The sequence below is a fragment of the Affinibrenneria salicis genome, from assembly GCF_008710095.1.
Genome location: NZ_VYKJ01000019.1, coordinates 60,218 through 75,399 on the forward strand (window position 1 = coordinate 60,218; position 15,182 = coordinate 75,399).

Here is a 15,182-nt window from a genome sequence, read left to right on the forward strand (position 1 = left end):
ACAGTTTTGGCTCGGTTTTTAGCAGAACAGGGCTGTTCCGTATGCTGCTGTTTTTGACGCATTGTTGATCTATTGGTAACGCATGAATCCCATTCTGATAAACCGTTTACAGCGCAAGCTGGGCTATACTTTTCAACAGTATGAACTTTTAGTGCAGGCGCTTACGCATCGCAGCGCCAGCAGTAAGCACAATGAACGACTGGAGTTCCTTGGCGACTCTATTCTGAGTTTCGTGATCGCCAACGCCTTGTATCACCGCTTTCCGCGCGTGGATGAAGGCGATATGAGCCGAATGCGGGCGACTCTGGTGCGCGGCAATACGTTGGCGGAGATTGCCCGTGAATTTGAACTGGGCGAGTGTTTACGCCTGGGGCCGGGCGAATTAAAAAGCGGTGGTTTTCGTCGCGAATCCATTCTGGCGGACACCGTTGAAGCGCTGATTGGCGGGATTTTTCTGGACAGCGATATTCAGACCGTCGAACAGTTGATTTTGAACTGGTACCACTCGCGTCTGACCGAGATCAGTCCGGGCGACAAGCAAAAAGACCCGAAAACGCGCCTGCAGGAATTTTTGCAGGGACGCCATCTGCCGCTGCCGAACTATCTGGTCGTGCAGGTGCGCGGGGAAGCACACGATCAGGAATTTACCATCCACTGTCAGGTCAGCGGTTTTGGCGAGCCTGTGGTGGGTACCGGTTCTAGTCGACGCAAAGCCGAACAGGCTGCGGCTGAACAAGCGCTGAAAAATCTGGACATTGAATGAGCGAACAACAAACCTACTGTGGATTTATCGCGATTGTCGGCCGGCCCAACGTCGGTAAATCAACGTTGCTGAATAATCTGCTGGGGCAAAAAGTCTCGATTACCTCGCGTAAGCCGCAGACCACGCGCCACCGCATTATGGGCATCCACACCGAGGGCGCGCATCAGGCGATCTATGTGGATACGCCGGGGCTGCATATCGAAGAGAAACGGGCGATCAACCGTCTGATGAACCGTGCGGCCAGCAGTTCGATCGGCGATGTCGAATTGATTATTTTTGTGGTCGAAGGGACGCACTGGACGCCCGATGACGAGATGGTGCTGAATAAGCTGCGCGATCAGAAGCGTCCGGTCCTGCTGGCCATCAACAAAGTGGATAACGTTACCGACAAAGGCAAACTGCTGCCGCATATTCAGTTCCTCAGCCAGCAGATGGAGTTTCTCGACGTGGTGCCGATTTCGGCCGAAAAGGGCATGAATGTCGACGCCATTGCGAATATCGTGCACAAGCGCCTGCCGCAGGCCGAACATCATTTCCCGGAAGACTATATTACCGACCGTTCACAGCGTTTTATGGCGTCGGAAATCATTCGTGAAAAATTGATGCGTTTCCTGGGCGAGGAACTGCCGTATTCCGTTACCGTCGAAATCGAACGTTTTGCGGCGAACGATCGCGGCGGATACGATATCCACGGCTTGATCCTGGTCGAGCGCGAAGGCCAGAAAAAGATGGTCATCGGCAATAAGGGCTCGCGGATTAAAACCATCGGTACCGAAGCGCGGCAGGATATGGAAAAAATGTTCGAATCCAGAGTGCATCTCGAACTGTGGGTGAAGGTCAAATCCGGCTGGGCGGATGACGAACGAGCGCTGCGCAGCCTCGGCTATATCGACGATCTCTGACGGAAGACGCCGATGGAAGGCTGGCAGCGGGCATTTGTCTTACATGGGCGTCCTTACAGCGAAACCAGCCTGCTGGTGGATTTGTTCAGCGAAAGCGACGGGCGGGTGAGGGTGCTGGCGAAAGGCGCCCGCGCCAGGCGTTCCAGTCTGAAAGGCTGTTTGCAACCGTTCACCCCGCTGCTGGTGCGCTGGAGCGGGCGCGGCGAAGTGAAAACGCTGCGCAATGCCGAACCGGTGTCGCTGGCGCTGCCGCTGACCGGCACCATGCTCTATTGCGGCCTGTATATCAATGAGCTGCTCTCGCGCGTGCTGGAGCACGAAACCAACTACTCCGCGTTATTCTTTGATTATCTGCATTGTCTGCAACAGCTTGCCGCGTTGAATAGCGCCCCTGAACCCGCTCTGCGTTGCTTTGAGCTGGCGCTGCTCGGTTATCTGGGCTACGGCGTGGATTTCCTGCACTGCGCGGGGAGCGGCGAGCCGGTGGCGGATACCATGACCTATCGTTATCGCGAAGAAAAGGGTTTTATCGCCAGTCTGATCGTGGATAACAGCAGCTTTACCGGACGCCAGCTGCGCGCGCTGGACGCGCGGGAATTTCCCGACGCGGATACCCTGCGCGCCGCGCGACGTTTTACCCGCATGGCGCTTAAACCCTGGCTGGGCGGCAGGCCGCTGAAAAGCCGTGAATTATTCCGCCAGTTTGTGCCGAAAACGCCGTCGGGCGGCGCCGAATAGGCGGCAGAACATACCTGTGCCGGATGCGCCGGTATAAACTGCCATCAGTAAATACCATTTTATTAAGGATGTATCATGGCTGAATTGTTGCTGGGCGTTAATATCGATCATATTGCGACGTTGCGAAATGCGCGCGGAACGGCCTGGCCCGATCCGGTACAGGCGGCGTTCGTGGCGGAGCAGGCCGGCGCCGATGGCATTACCGTGCATCTGCGCGAAGATCGGCGCCATATTACCGATCGCGACGTGCGTATCCTGCGTCAAACTATTCAGACCCGTATGAATCTGGAAATGGCGGTTACCGATGAAATGCTGGATATCGCCTGCGAGCTTAAACCGCATTTCTGCTGTCTGGTGCCGGAAAAACGCCAGGAAGTGACCACGGAAGGGGGGCTGGATGTGGCCGGGCAGCAGGACAAGATCAGCCGTGCGGTGGCGCGTTTAACCGAGGCTGGTATTGTTGTTTCGTTGTTTATCGACGCCGACCGTCAGCAGATCGATGCCGCGGCGGACAGCGGCGCGCCTTTTATTGAGATTCATACCGGCGCCTACGCCGATGCGTCCGACGCCGCCGCGCAGCAGCATGAATTCGAGCGCATTCGTCAGGGCGCGCAGTACGCGGTCTCGCGCGGACTGAAGGTCAATGCCGGTCACGGACTGACCTACCATAACGTTCAGGCGGTGGCGGCCTTGCCGGAAATACACGAGCTTAATATCGGCCATTCGATTATTGGTCAGGCGGTTATCGGCGGCCTGGCGCCGGCGGTCGCCGATATGAAGACCCTGATGCGGGAAGCCCGGCGCTGATGGCGATTCTCGGACTGGGTACGGATATCGTCGAAATCGGCCGCATCGAAGAGATCATCGCGCGTTCGGGCGAGCGGCTGGCGCGTCGGGTGCTCAGCGAGCAGGAGTGGCGACAGTATCAGCAGCATACTCAGCCCGCCCGCTTCCTCGCCAAACGTTTCGCCGCTAAAGAGGCGGCGGCTAAGGCGCTGGGGTGCGGTATTCGCAATGGGTTGGCTTTCGCCCAGTTCGAAGTTTTCAATGACGAGCTGGGAAAACCCGGGCTGCGTTTCTTTGCCCAGGCGAACGAGCTGGCCCGGCGGATGGGCGTGACGACGGTGCATCTTACGCTGGCCGATGAACGTCGTTATGCGTGCGCGACCGTGATTATCGAAGGGTGATTTTAGGCGGCGTTACCGCGGGGGCGCCGTCTTTCCGGTCCGTCGTCTGCCGAACGGGTTTATTCGCAGGCCGGAGTCGAACGCCAGGCGTATTTCTTCCCGCCCGGGGCAGCGCATCGTCCGGCGGTCAGGCTCATTAGCAGGGCCGACCGGTCTGAATTTCATCCGGGTGATACATCAGAACATATTTCTCCCACAGCTGTTCCTGCGTTTCCGCATGAGCCGGATCCTTGATAATCGTATTATCTATCGGGCAAACCTTTTGGCAGGTCGGCGTGTCATAGTGGCCGACGCACTCGGTGCAGCGCCCGCTATCGATTTCGTAGGTTTCCATTCCCATTGAAATAGCCTGGTTCGGGCATTCCGGTTCGCACATGTCGCAATTAATACATTTCGGGGTGATCAGCAGTGCCATGATAACTCTCAACGTCTAAGCAGGGCGAAAGTATACCCTGATGTGCCGGGCAGAGCACCCCTGACCTGTCGCTGTCCGATCCGGCTAATCGATTTGCCGCCGCGCAGGCGGCCGACGTCGGGCTGACGTTTAATTTGTTGGGACTGTCATGCGGCGGTTAAATCGTATAGATTAGCATGCTGGCTTTGGTAAAAGTCTTAGTGAATTATCCGGCCTCAGGTAAAGTTTATCCTGCTTCGGTCGATAACGGTGTATACCCTCATCTTTCAGGTTGCAGGTGGGTTGGCTTTGCTTGCTCGCCCGGTTGCTTTGTGCGTTAAGCGGCCGGCTGCGGCGTGCGCTTGCCGTATTTCTGCACCCTGAATTTATTGGGAATATATCCATACCCTATCGTTTATAACGCTGTGGCCCGGTAGTTTTTTGGCGGAGTTTATTTATGCACAAAGGCAATCTCGATCAGTTTGGACTTCATGCGTCTGGTTACGGCATGGTGGAGCCTTCTGATGAAGATTACTGGCAACGCTGCCAGCGAAAGTATACCTTTCAGCCTATTTACCGTACATCGGGCCAGTTGATCGCCATCGAGCTGTTGACCGCGGTGTTTTCGCCCGCCGCGCCGCAGACCATGTTGTCGCCGGAAAAGTACTTCGCCAGCATTGAAGTGGAGAAGCGTCTGCAAATCATTATTGAACAGCTGGAGCTGCTGGCGCAGTGGCACGAGCGTTTTTCGCGCGATGAACTGGTGGCCTCGGTAAATATTGACGGCATCACGCTGGTGGCGCTGCAGGAAAGCCTGCGGGCGAAGAATCTGATCGCAACCATGCCGTGGCTGCGGTTCGAGCTGGTTGAGAACCAAAAAGGCGCGCCGCCGGATACGCTGATTATGTTGCCGGAAGCTGAAAATTTATGGCTGGATGATTTTGGCTGCGGTATCGCAAACTTTTCATCGCTGATCGTGGCGCGCTATGATTGTATAAAAGTGGCCAGGGAACTGTTTATTCTTTTATTGCAGAGCGATGAAGGGAAAAGGCTGTTTCCATTACTTATCTCTTTGATTCGACGCTTTTGTAATAATGTCATTATCGAGGGCGTTGAAACCCGGGAAGAGTGGGAAATTGTTAAGAAAACGAAAGCCTCTGCCGCTCAGGGCTATTACTTCGCGCGCCCGCAGTCTTTTGATAAGTTAGCCGATCTGCCGGCCCGGTTTGAAATTTTACCGGGCTAATGCAGCCTGACGCCCTCGTCTTAATTTCATTGCTCTCCTGTTTCGTTTCTCTATTTTGTCCGCGCTTGCTTTCCCTTAAAATCGCACTTTCTGCCACTTACTGCATATTTTTTCTACCGGCAATCGTTTCACCCGCATTCGTCCCTGGAGCATATTTTGTGGCATCGATCGTATGATCTATATGTTAATCCTCATAATTTTATTTTTTAAAGTGATTTCGATTGAAAATATTGATTAATATGAACGTTATATCTTTAGGTTGCAGATTATTTAGCGTACTGTTATCGTGACTGCGATTAAATCATATTAACCTGTTGATATTATACCCAATAGATTTTAGTCCGGGGAAAACGGTCGACTCAATGAAATCTAATAAGTCACAGGACGTGACCAGTCTGCCGGGCGTCGATTTAAATGCTGCCGGCGGCCGTTTCGGCGCAGGAGCCTTAGCGCAGGATGGGGTCGGACGAGAGCAATACCTTGAAAAAATGAAGAGAATAGCGGTTTTGGGCGCCCCACGGGCTCAGCCAGCCGGCTTGTCTCCTTGTATGATAGCCCTTGATTATCAAAATGGTGGGAAGCATCGGTACAACTGATTTGCTTGCGGTGGGTGATTGGTCAAAATAGCACATGAATCATATGATCTGGCTATGCCGGGCGTTATATTAGCCGTTCTTATAAGCCTGGCGATTAATAAAATATAAATCCCTGGAAATATATTACACACAGTGATGTATACCCGATAGATTCCAGGACGCGGGAAGGCGCAAGCCAGTGTGCCCGAGGTCTGTTGGATATAGGTATATAAGAAAAAGATCTGCAACGCTGTATTGCTTATTTTACTTATAGAGAGCGAGCTTCCTGCTTCATTCCGTCTGCTCCTCGGACAATTTCTGACGCTAAAAACCATAACAGGATGTGTTAGCGCCAGTTTTTTATTAGTGAATGGGTGACCTCTGCGTTCAGAACTCCTCGGATTAAAAGGGAGTATTATTGTGTCTGACATTATAATTATAATACTAGTGTCTTTACTTTTGTTCTCTCACATGAGAAATAAAAAAATGAGACAGAAGCTAATGGAATGGCAAAAAAGACAAGATCTTTTGGATATGGTCTTTTTTGCCACCGAATATAGCCCTGTTTCAATCGTTATTACCGATGAAAAATGCAAAATAATTTATGTTAATCGCCAGTTCATCACTATGTCCGGCTATTCCGCCGAGGATGTTATCGGTAATCACGCCGGTATATTGAGTTCGGGGCTTACCAATGAGAACGTTTACAAAAATATGTGGGCTACCCTGAACAAAGGAAATACCTGGAACGGCGAGTTCATAAACCGTAAGAAAAACGGTCAGTTATATTGGGAAAAGACCAACATCGCTAAGATTTACAATAAATCGAATAACGAAACGCAGTATGTGGCGATCAAGCGGGACATCACCGAAAGAAAAGAGCAGGAGCAGTATGACAACTCCTACAATCGGGCGCTGGAACTGCTATCCAGCGGCGCGCCGTTAAAGGACATTCTGGACGCGATCATTTTCAGCATTGAGGAAAAGAGTCCCGGCAGCCTGGTGTGTTCGGTTCTGCTGGTGGATAAAGACCAGAAATTCCTGACGCTGGCCTCCGCGCCCAGCCTGCCGGGCTTTTATAAAAACGCGATCCAAAGCGTTAAAATCGCTAACGGCGTGGCGTCGTTCGGTACGGCCGCCTTTACCGGCAAACGCGTTATTACCGAAGACCTGGCCGGCCATCCGAACTGGGTGGCTTACAAGGGGCTGGCTCTGTACGCCGGTCTGCGTTCCTGTTGGTCGGAGCCTATTTTCAGCCAGAATGGCGAAGTGCTCGGCGTGCTGAGTATCTATCACCGCAAGGTTTATTCGCCTGATGAGGATGAAATTTTTTCCATTGAGAAATCGGCCCAACTGATTGCGGTAGCCATTGAGCGTTATCGGGCGATGGATATGTTGCGCCGCAGCGAGGAGCATTATCGGCAGCTGGCGCATTACGATTCGCTGACCGAACTGGCTAACGGGCTGACCTTTGCGGAGCAGATGGAGCAGGCGATTCTGCTGACCAGGCAGAGTGGGCGTAAAATTGCGCTGATGTTCCTCGACCTCGATCGCTTTAAGCAAATTAATGATACCTTCGGTCACGCCGTCGGCGACCTGCTGCTCAAAGAGGCGGCCATCCGCATGCGTGAAGCGGTGCGCGATTCTGATACCGTTTATCGGCGCAGCGGCGATGAGTTCATTATTCTATTGCAGGGGATTAAGTCGACGGATAATGCGCTGTACGTCGCGGAAAAGATCCATCATGCGATGAACGAGCCGTTCAACATCGAAGGGAAAATGCTGGATATCTCCTGCAGTATCGGGATCGCGCTTTATCCTGAGCACGGCACCGATTCTCTGACGCTGGCTATCAATGCGGATTCGGCTATGTATCAGGCGAAAGCGATGGGGGGCAGTCAGACGCAAATCTACCACGGCCCCAGCGTGTCTTCGCCGCAGGCGCCGCAGTAGCTTGCCCGGCTCGCGTTGCCGTTAGCGCTCTCTTAACGCTTCGGCGCGCGCGCGGATGATGGGCTTGAGCAGATAATTGAGAATGGTTTTCTTGCCGGTAATAATATCTACCGACGCCACCATCCCCGGAATGATCAGCAGCGGCTTCTCTTCCGGACCGAGGTGGTTTTTGTCGGTTCGCAGCCGAATGATGTAATAGCTGTGCCCTTCCTTGTCGGTTATCGTATCCGGGCTAATTTGCTCCAGTTTGCCCTTTAGGCCGCCGTAAATGGTGTAATCGTAAGCGGTAAATTTGATCATGGCTTCCTGGCCGGGATGCAAAAAGGCGATATCCTGCGGGCGTATTCTGGCTTCGACCAGCAGCGTATCGTCGAGCGGTACGATTTCCACCAGATCGCTGCCCGGCTGGATCACGCCGCCGATGGTGTTAACCAGAATCTGTTGCACTATGCCGCGCACCGGCGAGGTCACCAGAGTGCGGTTTACCCTATCTTCCAGCGCTTTGCCGGTGGCTTCTATTTTACTCAGGTTGGTGCGCGCCTCGTTTAGCTGCGACAGCGCATCGCTTTGGTAGCGTCCGCGGCTTTCCTCGATCTTATTCTCAATCTCTTTAATCGCGGAAGCCGCGCGCGGAATGGATAGCGTGACCGACTCCAGCTGGCCTTTGGTTTCGATTTCCGACCGGCGCAAACGCAGAACTTCGACTTTGGAAATCGCGCCTGCGGCAATCAACGGCTCAGACATCCTGATTTCCTGCTGCAGCAAGCCTAGGCTGTTGCGGTATTGTTCCCGTTTCGACTCAAAATCACGCAGTTCCTGTTTTTTCTGGACCAGCTGTTCTTCCAGGCCGGATATTTCGTTATGAAACTGACGGCGCCGGCTGTTGTACAGCTCCTGCTCCCCGTTGGCGACGCCCGGCGCCAGCCGTTTGATCTCTTCGGGCAGCGCCAGTTCCCGGTTTTCCAGTTCCGCGTTCAGGCGTTCAATACGCGACAGCAGCGCCAGGCGGTCGGCTTCGGTTTCGCCGACATTGGAAGCGAAACGCGTATCGTCAAGACGCAGAAGCGGCGCGCCGGCCGGCACGATTTGTCCTTCGTGAACAAACAGCTCGGTGACAATACCGCCTTCCAGGTTTTGTATTTTTTGCAGCCGGGAGGAGGGGATGGCTTTGCCGTCGCCGCGCGTCACTTCATCAATGCTGGCGAAAGCGGCCCAGATAAAAGCGAACAGGAAGAAAGCCAGAATCACCCACAGGGTAATACGAATCACACGCGGGGAATCATCGATCAGGGCGCGACTGACTTCATGCGTCGTCGACACATTCTCTTCGTCACGGGCGGAGAAATAGGCTCGAATCCGTTTAATTTTTTCAGCGAGACGCATTGATCTGCCCCTTCTTTAACGCATCCATCACGATGGCTTTAGGGCCATCGGCAATAATTCGTCCTTTGTCCACAATAATCAGCCGCTCGACCAGCGCCAGCATAGATGCGCGGTGTGTCACCAACAGCAGGGTCTTGTTGGCGATTACCGGCTGCAGAGTTTTGCGAATCCGATCCTCGCTGGTGTTATCCATCGAGCTGGTGGGTTCATCGAGCAGCAGGATCGGCGGATCCAGCAATAGCGCCCTGGCAAGGGCGACCGCCTGACGCTGACCGCCGGACAGCTGCAGCCCGCGTTCGCCGACCTGCATGTTAAAACCTTCCGGGTGGATGCGGGCAAACTCGTTAACGCCGGCGATTTCCGCCGCGCGCAGCATCGCTTCGTCTTCGACGTAGCGTGCGCCGGACACCAGGTTGTCGCGCAGCGAGCCGCTAAACAGCTGGATATCCTGCGGGACATAGCCGATGTTATGCCGCAGATCGCTGACGTCCAGCTGGCGCGCGTCAACGCCGTCGATCAAAAGGTTGCCGCCCGAAGGTTGATACAGATTTACGATCAATTTGCTCAGGGTGCTTTTGCCCGATCCGCTGCGACCGATAATGCCGACGCGTTCTCCAGGCTCGATAACGAGATTGATCGCGTGCAGGGACTGCGTCGCCTGATCGGGGTAGTTGAAGTTGACGTCGCGAAACTCGATCGCGCCGCGCAGACTTTCCCGTTTTAGCGGCTGCTCATTTTCACGCCGCTCCTGCGGCAGCGTCATCATCTCTTCGGTGGTCTTCATCGTCAGCCGCGCCTGCTGGTAACGCGTCACCAGCCCCGATAGTTGCCCCATCGGCATCAGCGCCCGGCCGTTGAGCATATAGCAGGCGATCAGCCCGCCCATACTCAGCTTGCCGTCGACAATCATGTATACCCCGGCGACGATCATGGCGACGCTGGCGAACTGCTGGAACCAGGTGGTCAGGTTGACAGCGAGATAGGAAAGGGATTTGGCGCGCATTTCCAGCCGGCTAAGGCTGCCGAGCGTTTGCTCCCACTGATATTGACGCTCGCTTTCCGCATTATTGACTTTGATCGCGTCCAGCCCGCTCAGTGTCTCAATCAACGCCGCCTGACGTTCGCTGGCGAGGCTCATGGTTTTTTCAATCGTGGCGGACAACGGTTTCTGTATTGCCCAACTGACCAGCAGGGCGAGCGGGAAGGCCAGCAGCGGCACCCAGACCAGCGGTCCGCCGATAAAACCGATAACCAGCAGCAGCAGCAGCGTAAAAGGGAGATCGATTAGGGTGGTCAGCGTCAGGGACGACAAAAAGTCGCGTAACGCCTGAAATTCATGAATATTTTGCGCAAAGCTGCCGACTCTGGCCGGGCGCGCTTTCATCGACATGCCGGTAATACGTTCGAACAGAGTGGCGGATATAATCAGATCGGTCTTTTTCCCCGCCAGATCCAGGCAAATGCCGCGCAGGGTTTTCAGCGCCAGATCGAACAGGAACGCGCCGGTGATGCCGAGAGCCAGCACCCAGAGGGTGGCCGTCGCCTGATTCGGCACTACCCGATCGTAAACGTTCATCACGAACAGCGGCGTGCCGAGTGCGATCAGGTTGATCAGCAGGCTGGCGATAATGGCGTCCATATACAGGAAGCGCGACAGTTTTAGCGTGTCCCTGAACCAGGATTTTGTCCGCGGGATCAGCGAAGTCGGTTGTGCGTCGAAAGGATGCTGCGGCTGGGCGAAGATCGCCATGCCCAGATAGTTTTGCCGCAGAGTCTGGCTGTCCACGACGATCTCGCCGCCCTCGGTCTCGCAGGGCATAATGCGTGCCGAGCCGTCTTCGTTCCAGCCCAGCAATACGGCGGCGCTGTCATCGCGCAGCAACAGCATGGCCGGCAGCGACATGGCGGAAATCTTATCCAGAGGACGCTTGAGCACCCGGGCTTTCAGCCCGACTCGCGCGGCAGCGCGCGGCAGGGTATTCAACGATAGCCGCTGGTTCTCCAGCGGCAGGCCGGCGGTCAGCGTAGAGCGACTGGCGGACTTACCGTGCAGTGAACACAGAATGAGCAGACAATCGAGCAGGGGGTCGTCATGCCGGCTGCGGGGATCATGCTTGTGCGGATGAGTAAGGGATTCATCTGGCGTACTGGCGCGTTGTGTGGCTTGCAAATTCATTTAGCTGAACGTTCCTCGTACAGGCGTGCCCGTCGTGATTAAAAACCGGATAAAAGCATTCAGGATTATCCCATGTTATGACGGGAAATAATCCTGAATGGTATGATTTTTAATTGTTCAGGCCGGGTTATTTGAGATCAGGCAGTTCCGCCTGAGGTTTCACCTGACTTAACGCCTGGCTGGCGGAGGGCGCGGGTACAGACAATACCTTTAGCAGTTCGCCCATTCTGGCGCTAATACGATAACCGGAAAATAACTCGGTATAGCGCATTTCCACCAGGCGGCGCTGTGCGGTGAAATGCTCGTTTTCGCTGTCCAGCAAATCCAGCAGAGTACGTTCGCCCAGGCTGAATTGTTTTTGATAAGCCGTGCGCACTTTCATTGTGCGGTTAGCGTATTCTTCGGCCACCGGCACCTGCTGGCGGGCGTTCTGCAGCGCGGACCACGCCAGACGCAGTTCTTCATTCAGCATCCGCAGCGTATTGTTGCGCACGTCCTGCGCTTCTTTTACCAGATAAGCGCGGGACTCCTTGTTAGCCTGAGGCGTGCCGCCGTCAAATAGGTTGTAGCGCATTCTGACCATTGCCTGCCATTCGTTGCTGTGGCCGCGGACGCCGTCCACATTGTCATTCACGCTGCGCGCCAGTTCGACATTAACCTGCGGATAGTATGATGATTTAGATGCCTCGTATTGCTGGCGGGCGGCTTCGACATCCGCCTCGGCGGACTTCAATACCGGACTGTTGGTTACCATAATGTGGCGGGCTTCATCCAGCGTGGCCGGAAGATGGGGCGCCAGGTTCGCAGGTTGCGTAAGGTCTACGGGTTCAGTGCCGGTCACGCTGAAATAGGTGGTTTTCGCATCTTCGAGATTGGTTTGTTCCGTTAGCATGTTGTTGCGCGCCTGGGCCAGACGAGCTTCGGCCTGTTCCAGGTCGGCAAGGCGGCCGACGCCCTGCTCGCTGCGCAGGCGGATTTGGTCGTAAATCCGTTCATGGCTGGCCAGATTGGCTTCCGCAAGGCGCAGGAACTCCTGACGCTGCAGTACATCCATGTAGGCCTGAATCGCGCTCAGGGCCGTGGTTTCGCTGGTGTTGAGCACGCGGTAAGCCCGTGAGTTGACCGTCGCTTTCTGCCGGCTGACCTCGCTGGACGTGGCGAAGCCGTCGAACACCATCTGATTCATATTGATGCTTGATTCGCTACGATGTAGGCTATCATGATCAGTACCCGCAGCCCGGGTCGTGGTGTTATCCGTGCCTTCGCGCCCCGTGCCGGCGCTTAAATTTATTGAAGGAAGATATCCCCCCTTGGCGGCACGCAAGTCTTTTTCAGCCGAATAGCGGCTATTTATCGACGCGCTTACTTCCGGGTGGCTATTAAGAGTTTTACCAACTACATCCTGTAAAGTTTCGGCATTTGCTACAGTTGCCGCAAATATAGGTGATAGCAAAAAGGGTAATAGATATTTTTTCTGTACCATTATTAATCCCGTTATAAAAGTTATTCCCTAATATTATTTAAATAAATGATGCTTTTACTGCTATCCCAACTGTTAAAAAACAGTAACAACATCCTGGATTTATTAAAATAATGACGAGGGATGCTAATGATCGATTGTTATGCTGATGATGAAACAAAATACTGGTAAGAATGTGCTGGATTTTTTATTATATTGGTTATTGAGTCAAGTTTCTTATATAAAAGAATACCACTTTTTTGCATATCGTCTGCTTCAGACCGGACAGTGCGCACTTCGGCGCAAGCATGGAAAGGATTAATCCATTAGTCTTCCAGAAGCTGAGCATAAAAATAATATGAGTATTAGGAGAAGCTATAGTGAATAGCGTTATCGGTATCATCAAAGCTGTTATTGGGCAGGCCTTCGTTATTTCTCTCGATGGAACCCGGCGGTTGCTGACAGAAGGCGATCGTATCCATCGGGGAGAAGAGATCGTTACCAGTGACAATGGTGCCGTAACAATCTCACTCGCCGATGGGCATACGCTGGATCTGGGGCGTAATACTCTGTGGGGGGAAACTACCGGCATAACGGCCGCGGATGCAGCCTCAAAGGGCTCTGACGAGGTCGCGTCTCTGCAGCAGGCGATTGCGCAGGGGGCGGACCCGACGCAGATTCTGGACCCCACAGCCGCCGGTAATGAAGACATAGGCGAAGCTGGAGACGGTGGCGGCAGCCATACGGCCGTAGTGCTGGATCTTACCGGTAAGGTTGTTGACCCAACTTCTGGTTTCGCCACCAACGGTTTGAACGGCACGTCTGATAATGTGGATGACACTGAAACCGCGGCGTCAACGTTGGTTTCTTCTAATACCGATACGACGGACACGTCCGATACCACGGCGCCGTCGTTAACCGTGACTATTGGCGATAACGGCACGGTGGAGTTTACCTTCAGCGAAACGCCGTCGGGCTTTACGCCGGGCGACGTGACGGTAGAGCACGGCACGCTGGGCGACCTGGTGCAGGACGCGAATGATCCGACGCACTGGACGGCGGTGCTGACGCCGGAGAACGGCTACGAAGGCACGGTGACGGTCAGCGTACCGGACGGCAGCTACAGCGATGCGGCGGGTAATCCGGGCAGCGGCGGCAGCGCCAGCACGGTGGTGGATACGCTGGCGCCGTCGGTGACGGTGACTATTGGCGATAACGGCACGGTGGAGTTTACCTTCAGCGAAACGCCGTCGGGCTTTACGCCGGGCGACGTGACGGTGGAGCACGGCACGCTGGGCGACCTGGTGCAGGACGCGAATGATCCGACGCACTGGACGGCGGTGCTGACGCCGGAGAATGGCTATGAAGGCACGGTGACGGTCAGCGTGCCGGACGGCAGCTACAGCGATGCGGCGGGTAATCCGGGCAGCGGCGGCAGCGCCAGCACGGTGGTGGATACGCTGGCGCCGTCGGTGACGGTGACTATTGGCGATAACGGCACGGTGGAGTTTACCTTCAGCGAAACGCCGTCGGGCTTTACGCCGGGCGACGTGACGGTGGAGCACGGCACGCTGGGCGACCTGGTGCAGGACGCGAATGATCCGACGCACTGGACGGCGGTGCTGACGCCGGAGAATGGCTATGAAGGCACGGTGACGGTCAGCGTGCCGGACGGCAGCTACAGCGATGCGGCGGGTAATCCGGGCAGCGGCGGCAGCGCCAGCACGGTGGTGGATACGCTGGCAACGGCTGCGCCGGTGGTGACCATTACCGAAGACGCCAATAACGACGGGGTGATCAGCCAGACTGAGCTGCAGGGTCAGATTGACGTACGCGTCGGTCTGCCGGCGGGCGCGGTGGCCGGTGATACGCTGAGCGTCACCGACGGCGCCACACAGCAGAATGTGGTGCTGACGGCGGAAAACATTACGAACGGCTATATTGACACGGCGTTCGCGAATCCGGGCGAGGGTCAGACCATTCAGGTTGATGCGGTACTGCACGACCAGTACGGCAACGTGTCGGATACCGGCAGCGACAGTGCACGGGTTGATACCCTGGCGGGCGACAGCGGTGCTGCGCCGCTGGTGACCATTACCGAGGACGCCAATAACGACGGGGTGATCAGCCAGAGCGAACTGCAGGGCCAGATTGACGTACGGGTTGGTCTGCCGGCCGGCGCAGTGGCGGGTGATACGCTGAGCGTTACCGACGGCGCCACACAGCAGACGGTGGTGCTGACCGCAGAGCAGATCAGCAACGGCTATGTGGATACGGCGTTTGCGAATCCGGGTGAAGGCAGCACCATTAAGGTCGATGCGGTGCTGCACGACCAGTACGGCAACGTGTCGGATACCGGCAGCGACAGTGCACGGGTTGATACCCTGGCGGGCGATACCGGTGCCG

The 15,182-nt window shown here is 55.1% G+C and carries 12 protein-coding genes; 8 read left to right on the forward strand and 4 right to left on the reverse strand.

Going from position 1 to position 15,182, the window contains the following annotated elements; genetic code table 11:
- Window positions 1-82 precede the first annotated feature (82 nt).
- From rnc to acpS, 5 genes are all read left to right on the forward strand, one after another.
- Window positions 83-763, forward strand: a complete 681-nt coding sequence (rnc, locus tag FJU30_RS24405) for a ribonuclease III (protein ID WP_150437559.1) — start codon at window positions 83-85, stop codon at window positions 761-763.
- Complete coding sequence (gene era, locus FJU30_RS24410) at window positions 760-1,665, forward strand: GTPase Era (RefSeq protein WP_150437560.1); 906 nt, start codon at window positions 760-762, stop codon at window positions 1,663-1,665. Before rnc ends, era begins: the two co-directional genes overlap by 4 nt.
- Window positions 1,666-1,677: 12 nt before the next feature.
- On the forward strand, window positions 1,678-2,403 hold the full coding sequence (gene recO / locus FJU30_RS24415; RefSeq protein WP_150437561.1) for a DNA repair protein RecO: 726 nt from the start codon (window positions 1,678-1,680) through the stop codon (window positions 2,401-2,403).
- Between the two features lie 75 nt (window positions 2,404-2,478).
- Complete coding sequence (gene pdxJ / locus FJU30_RS24420) at window positions 2,479-3,210, forward strand: pyridoxine 5'-phosphate synthase (RefSeq protein ID WP_150437562.1); 732 nt, start codon at window positions 2,479-2,481, stop codon at window positions 3,208-3,210.
- Entirely contained in the window at window positions 3,210-3,590 is a 381-nt protein-coding gene (gene acpS, locus FJU30_RS24425; protein ID WP_150437563.1) for a holo-ACP synthase, read from the forward strand. Before pdxJ ends, acpS begins: the two co-directional genes overlap by 1 nt.
- A 136-nt stretch (window positions 3,591-3,726) precedes the next feature.
- On the opposite strand, the gene FJU30_RS24430 is transcribed toward acpS, so the two are convergent.
- Window positions 3,727-4,005 carry a YfhL family 4Fe-4S dicluster ferredoxin gene (locus tag FJU30_RS24430; RefSeq protein ID WP_150437564.1) on the reverse strand — a complete coding sequence of 93 codons (279 nt, stop codon included), beginning with the start codon at window positions 4,003-4,005 and terminating at the stop codon, window positions 3,727-3,729.
- Window positions 4,006-4,441: 436 nt separating this feature from the next.
- Here FJU30_RS24430 and pdeH point away from each other — a divergent pair, with 436 nt between their 5' ends.
- Both pdeH and FJU30_RS24440 read left to right on the forward strand, forming a co-directional pair.
- Complete coding sequence (gene pdeH, locus FJU30_RS24435; protein WP_150437565.1) at window positions 4,442-5,230, forward strand: cyclic-guanylate-specific phosphodiesterase; 789 nt, start codon at window positions 4,442-4,444, stop codon at window positions 5,228-5,230.
- A 995-nt stretch (window positions 5,231-6,225) separates the two neighbouring features.
- Window positions 6,226-7,758: a sensor domain-containing protein gene (locus FJU30_RS24440; protein ID WP_150437566.1), complete on the forward strand. Its 1,533-nt coding sequence runs from the start codon at window positions 6,226-6,228 to the stop codon at window positions 7,756-7,758.
- A 21-nt stretch (window positions 7,759-7,779) separates the two neighbouring features.
- On the opposite strand, the gene FJU30_RS24445 is transcribed toward FJU30_RS24440, so the two are convergent.
- The 3 genes from FJU30_RS24445 to FJU30_RS24455 form a co-directional block, all read right to left on the reverse strand.
- Entirely contained in the window at window positions 7,780-9,141 is a 1,362-nt protein-coding gene (locus tag FJU30_RS24445) for an HlyD family type I secretion periplasmic adaptor subunit (protein ID WP_150437567.1), read from the reverse strand.
- On the reverse strand, window positions 9,128-11,317 hold the full coding sequence (locus FJU30_RS24450; protein ID WP_150437568.1) for a type I secretion system permease/ATPase: 2,190 nt from the start codon (window positions 11,315-11,317) through the stop codon (window positions 9,128-9,130). Before FJU30_RS24450 ends, FJU30_RS24445 begins: the two co-directional genes overlap by 14 nt.
- 127 nt (window positions 11,318-11,444) lie before the next feature.
- Window positions 11,445-12,800 carry a TolC family outer membrane protein gene (locus FJU30_RS24455; protein ID WP_150437569.1) on the reverse strand — a complete coding sequence of 452 codons (1,356 nt, stop codon included), beginning with the start codon at window positions 12,798-12,800 and terminating at the stop codon, window positions 11,445-11,447.
- A 356-nt stretch (window positions 12,801-13,156) separates the two neighbouring features.
- Between FJU30_RS24455 and FJU30_RS24460 the strand changes: the two genes are divergently transcribed.
- Window positions 13,157-15,182, forward strand: a 2,026-nt coding sequence (locus FJU30_RS24460) for a retention module-containing protein (RefSeq protein WP_150437570.1), incomplete at its 3' end; no start/stop codon positions are given.

Excerpts from the sequence above, each read along its gene's own strand:
- rnc (WP_150437559.1), top strand. The coding sequence starts at position 83 with ATGAATCCCATTCTGATAAACCGTTTACAGCGCAAGCTGGGCTATACT.
- era (WP_150437560.1), top strand. The coding sequence starts at position 760 with ATGAGCGAACAACAAACCTACTGTGGATTTATCGCGATTGTCGGCCGG.
- recO (WP_150437561.1), top strand. The coding sequence starts at position 1,678 with ATGGAAGGCTGGCAGCGGGCATTTGTCTTACATGGGCGTCCTTACAGC.
- pdxJ (WP_150437562.1), top strand. The coding sequence starts at position 2,479 with ATGGCTGAATTGTTGCTGGGCGTTAATATCGATCATATTGCGACGTTG.
- acpS (WP_150437563.1), top strand. The coding sequence starts at position 3,210 with ATGGCGATTCTCGGACTGGGTACGGATATCGTCGAAATCGGCCGCATC.
- FJU30_RS24430 (WP_150437564.1), bottom strand. The coding sequence starts at position 4,005 with ATGGCACTGCTGATCACCCCGAAATGTATTAATTGCGACATGTGCGAA.
- pdeH (WP_150437565.1), top strand. The coding sequence starts at position 4,442 with ATGCACAAAGGCAATCTCGATCAGTTTGGACTTCATGCGTCTGGTTAC.
- FJU30_RS24445 (WP_150437567.1), bottom strand. The coding sequence starts at position 9,141 with ATGCGTCTCGCTGAAAAAATTAAACGGATTCGAGCCTATTTCTCCGCC.
- FJU30_RS24450 (WP_150437568.1), bottom strand. The coding sequence starts at position 11,317 with ATGAATTTGCAAGCCACACAACGCGCCAGTACGCCAGATGAATCCCTT.
- FJU30_RS24455 (WP_150437569.1), bottom strand. The coding sequence starts at position 12,800 with ATGGTACAGAAAAAATATCTATTACCCTTTTTGCTATCACCTATATTT.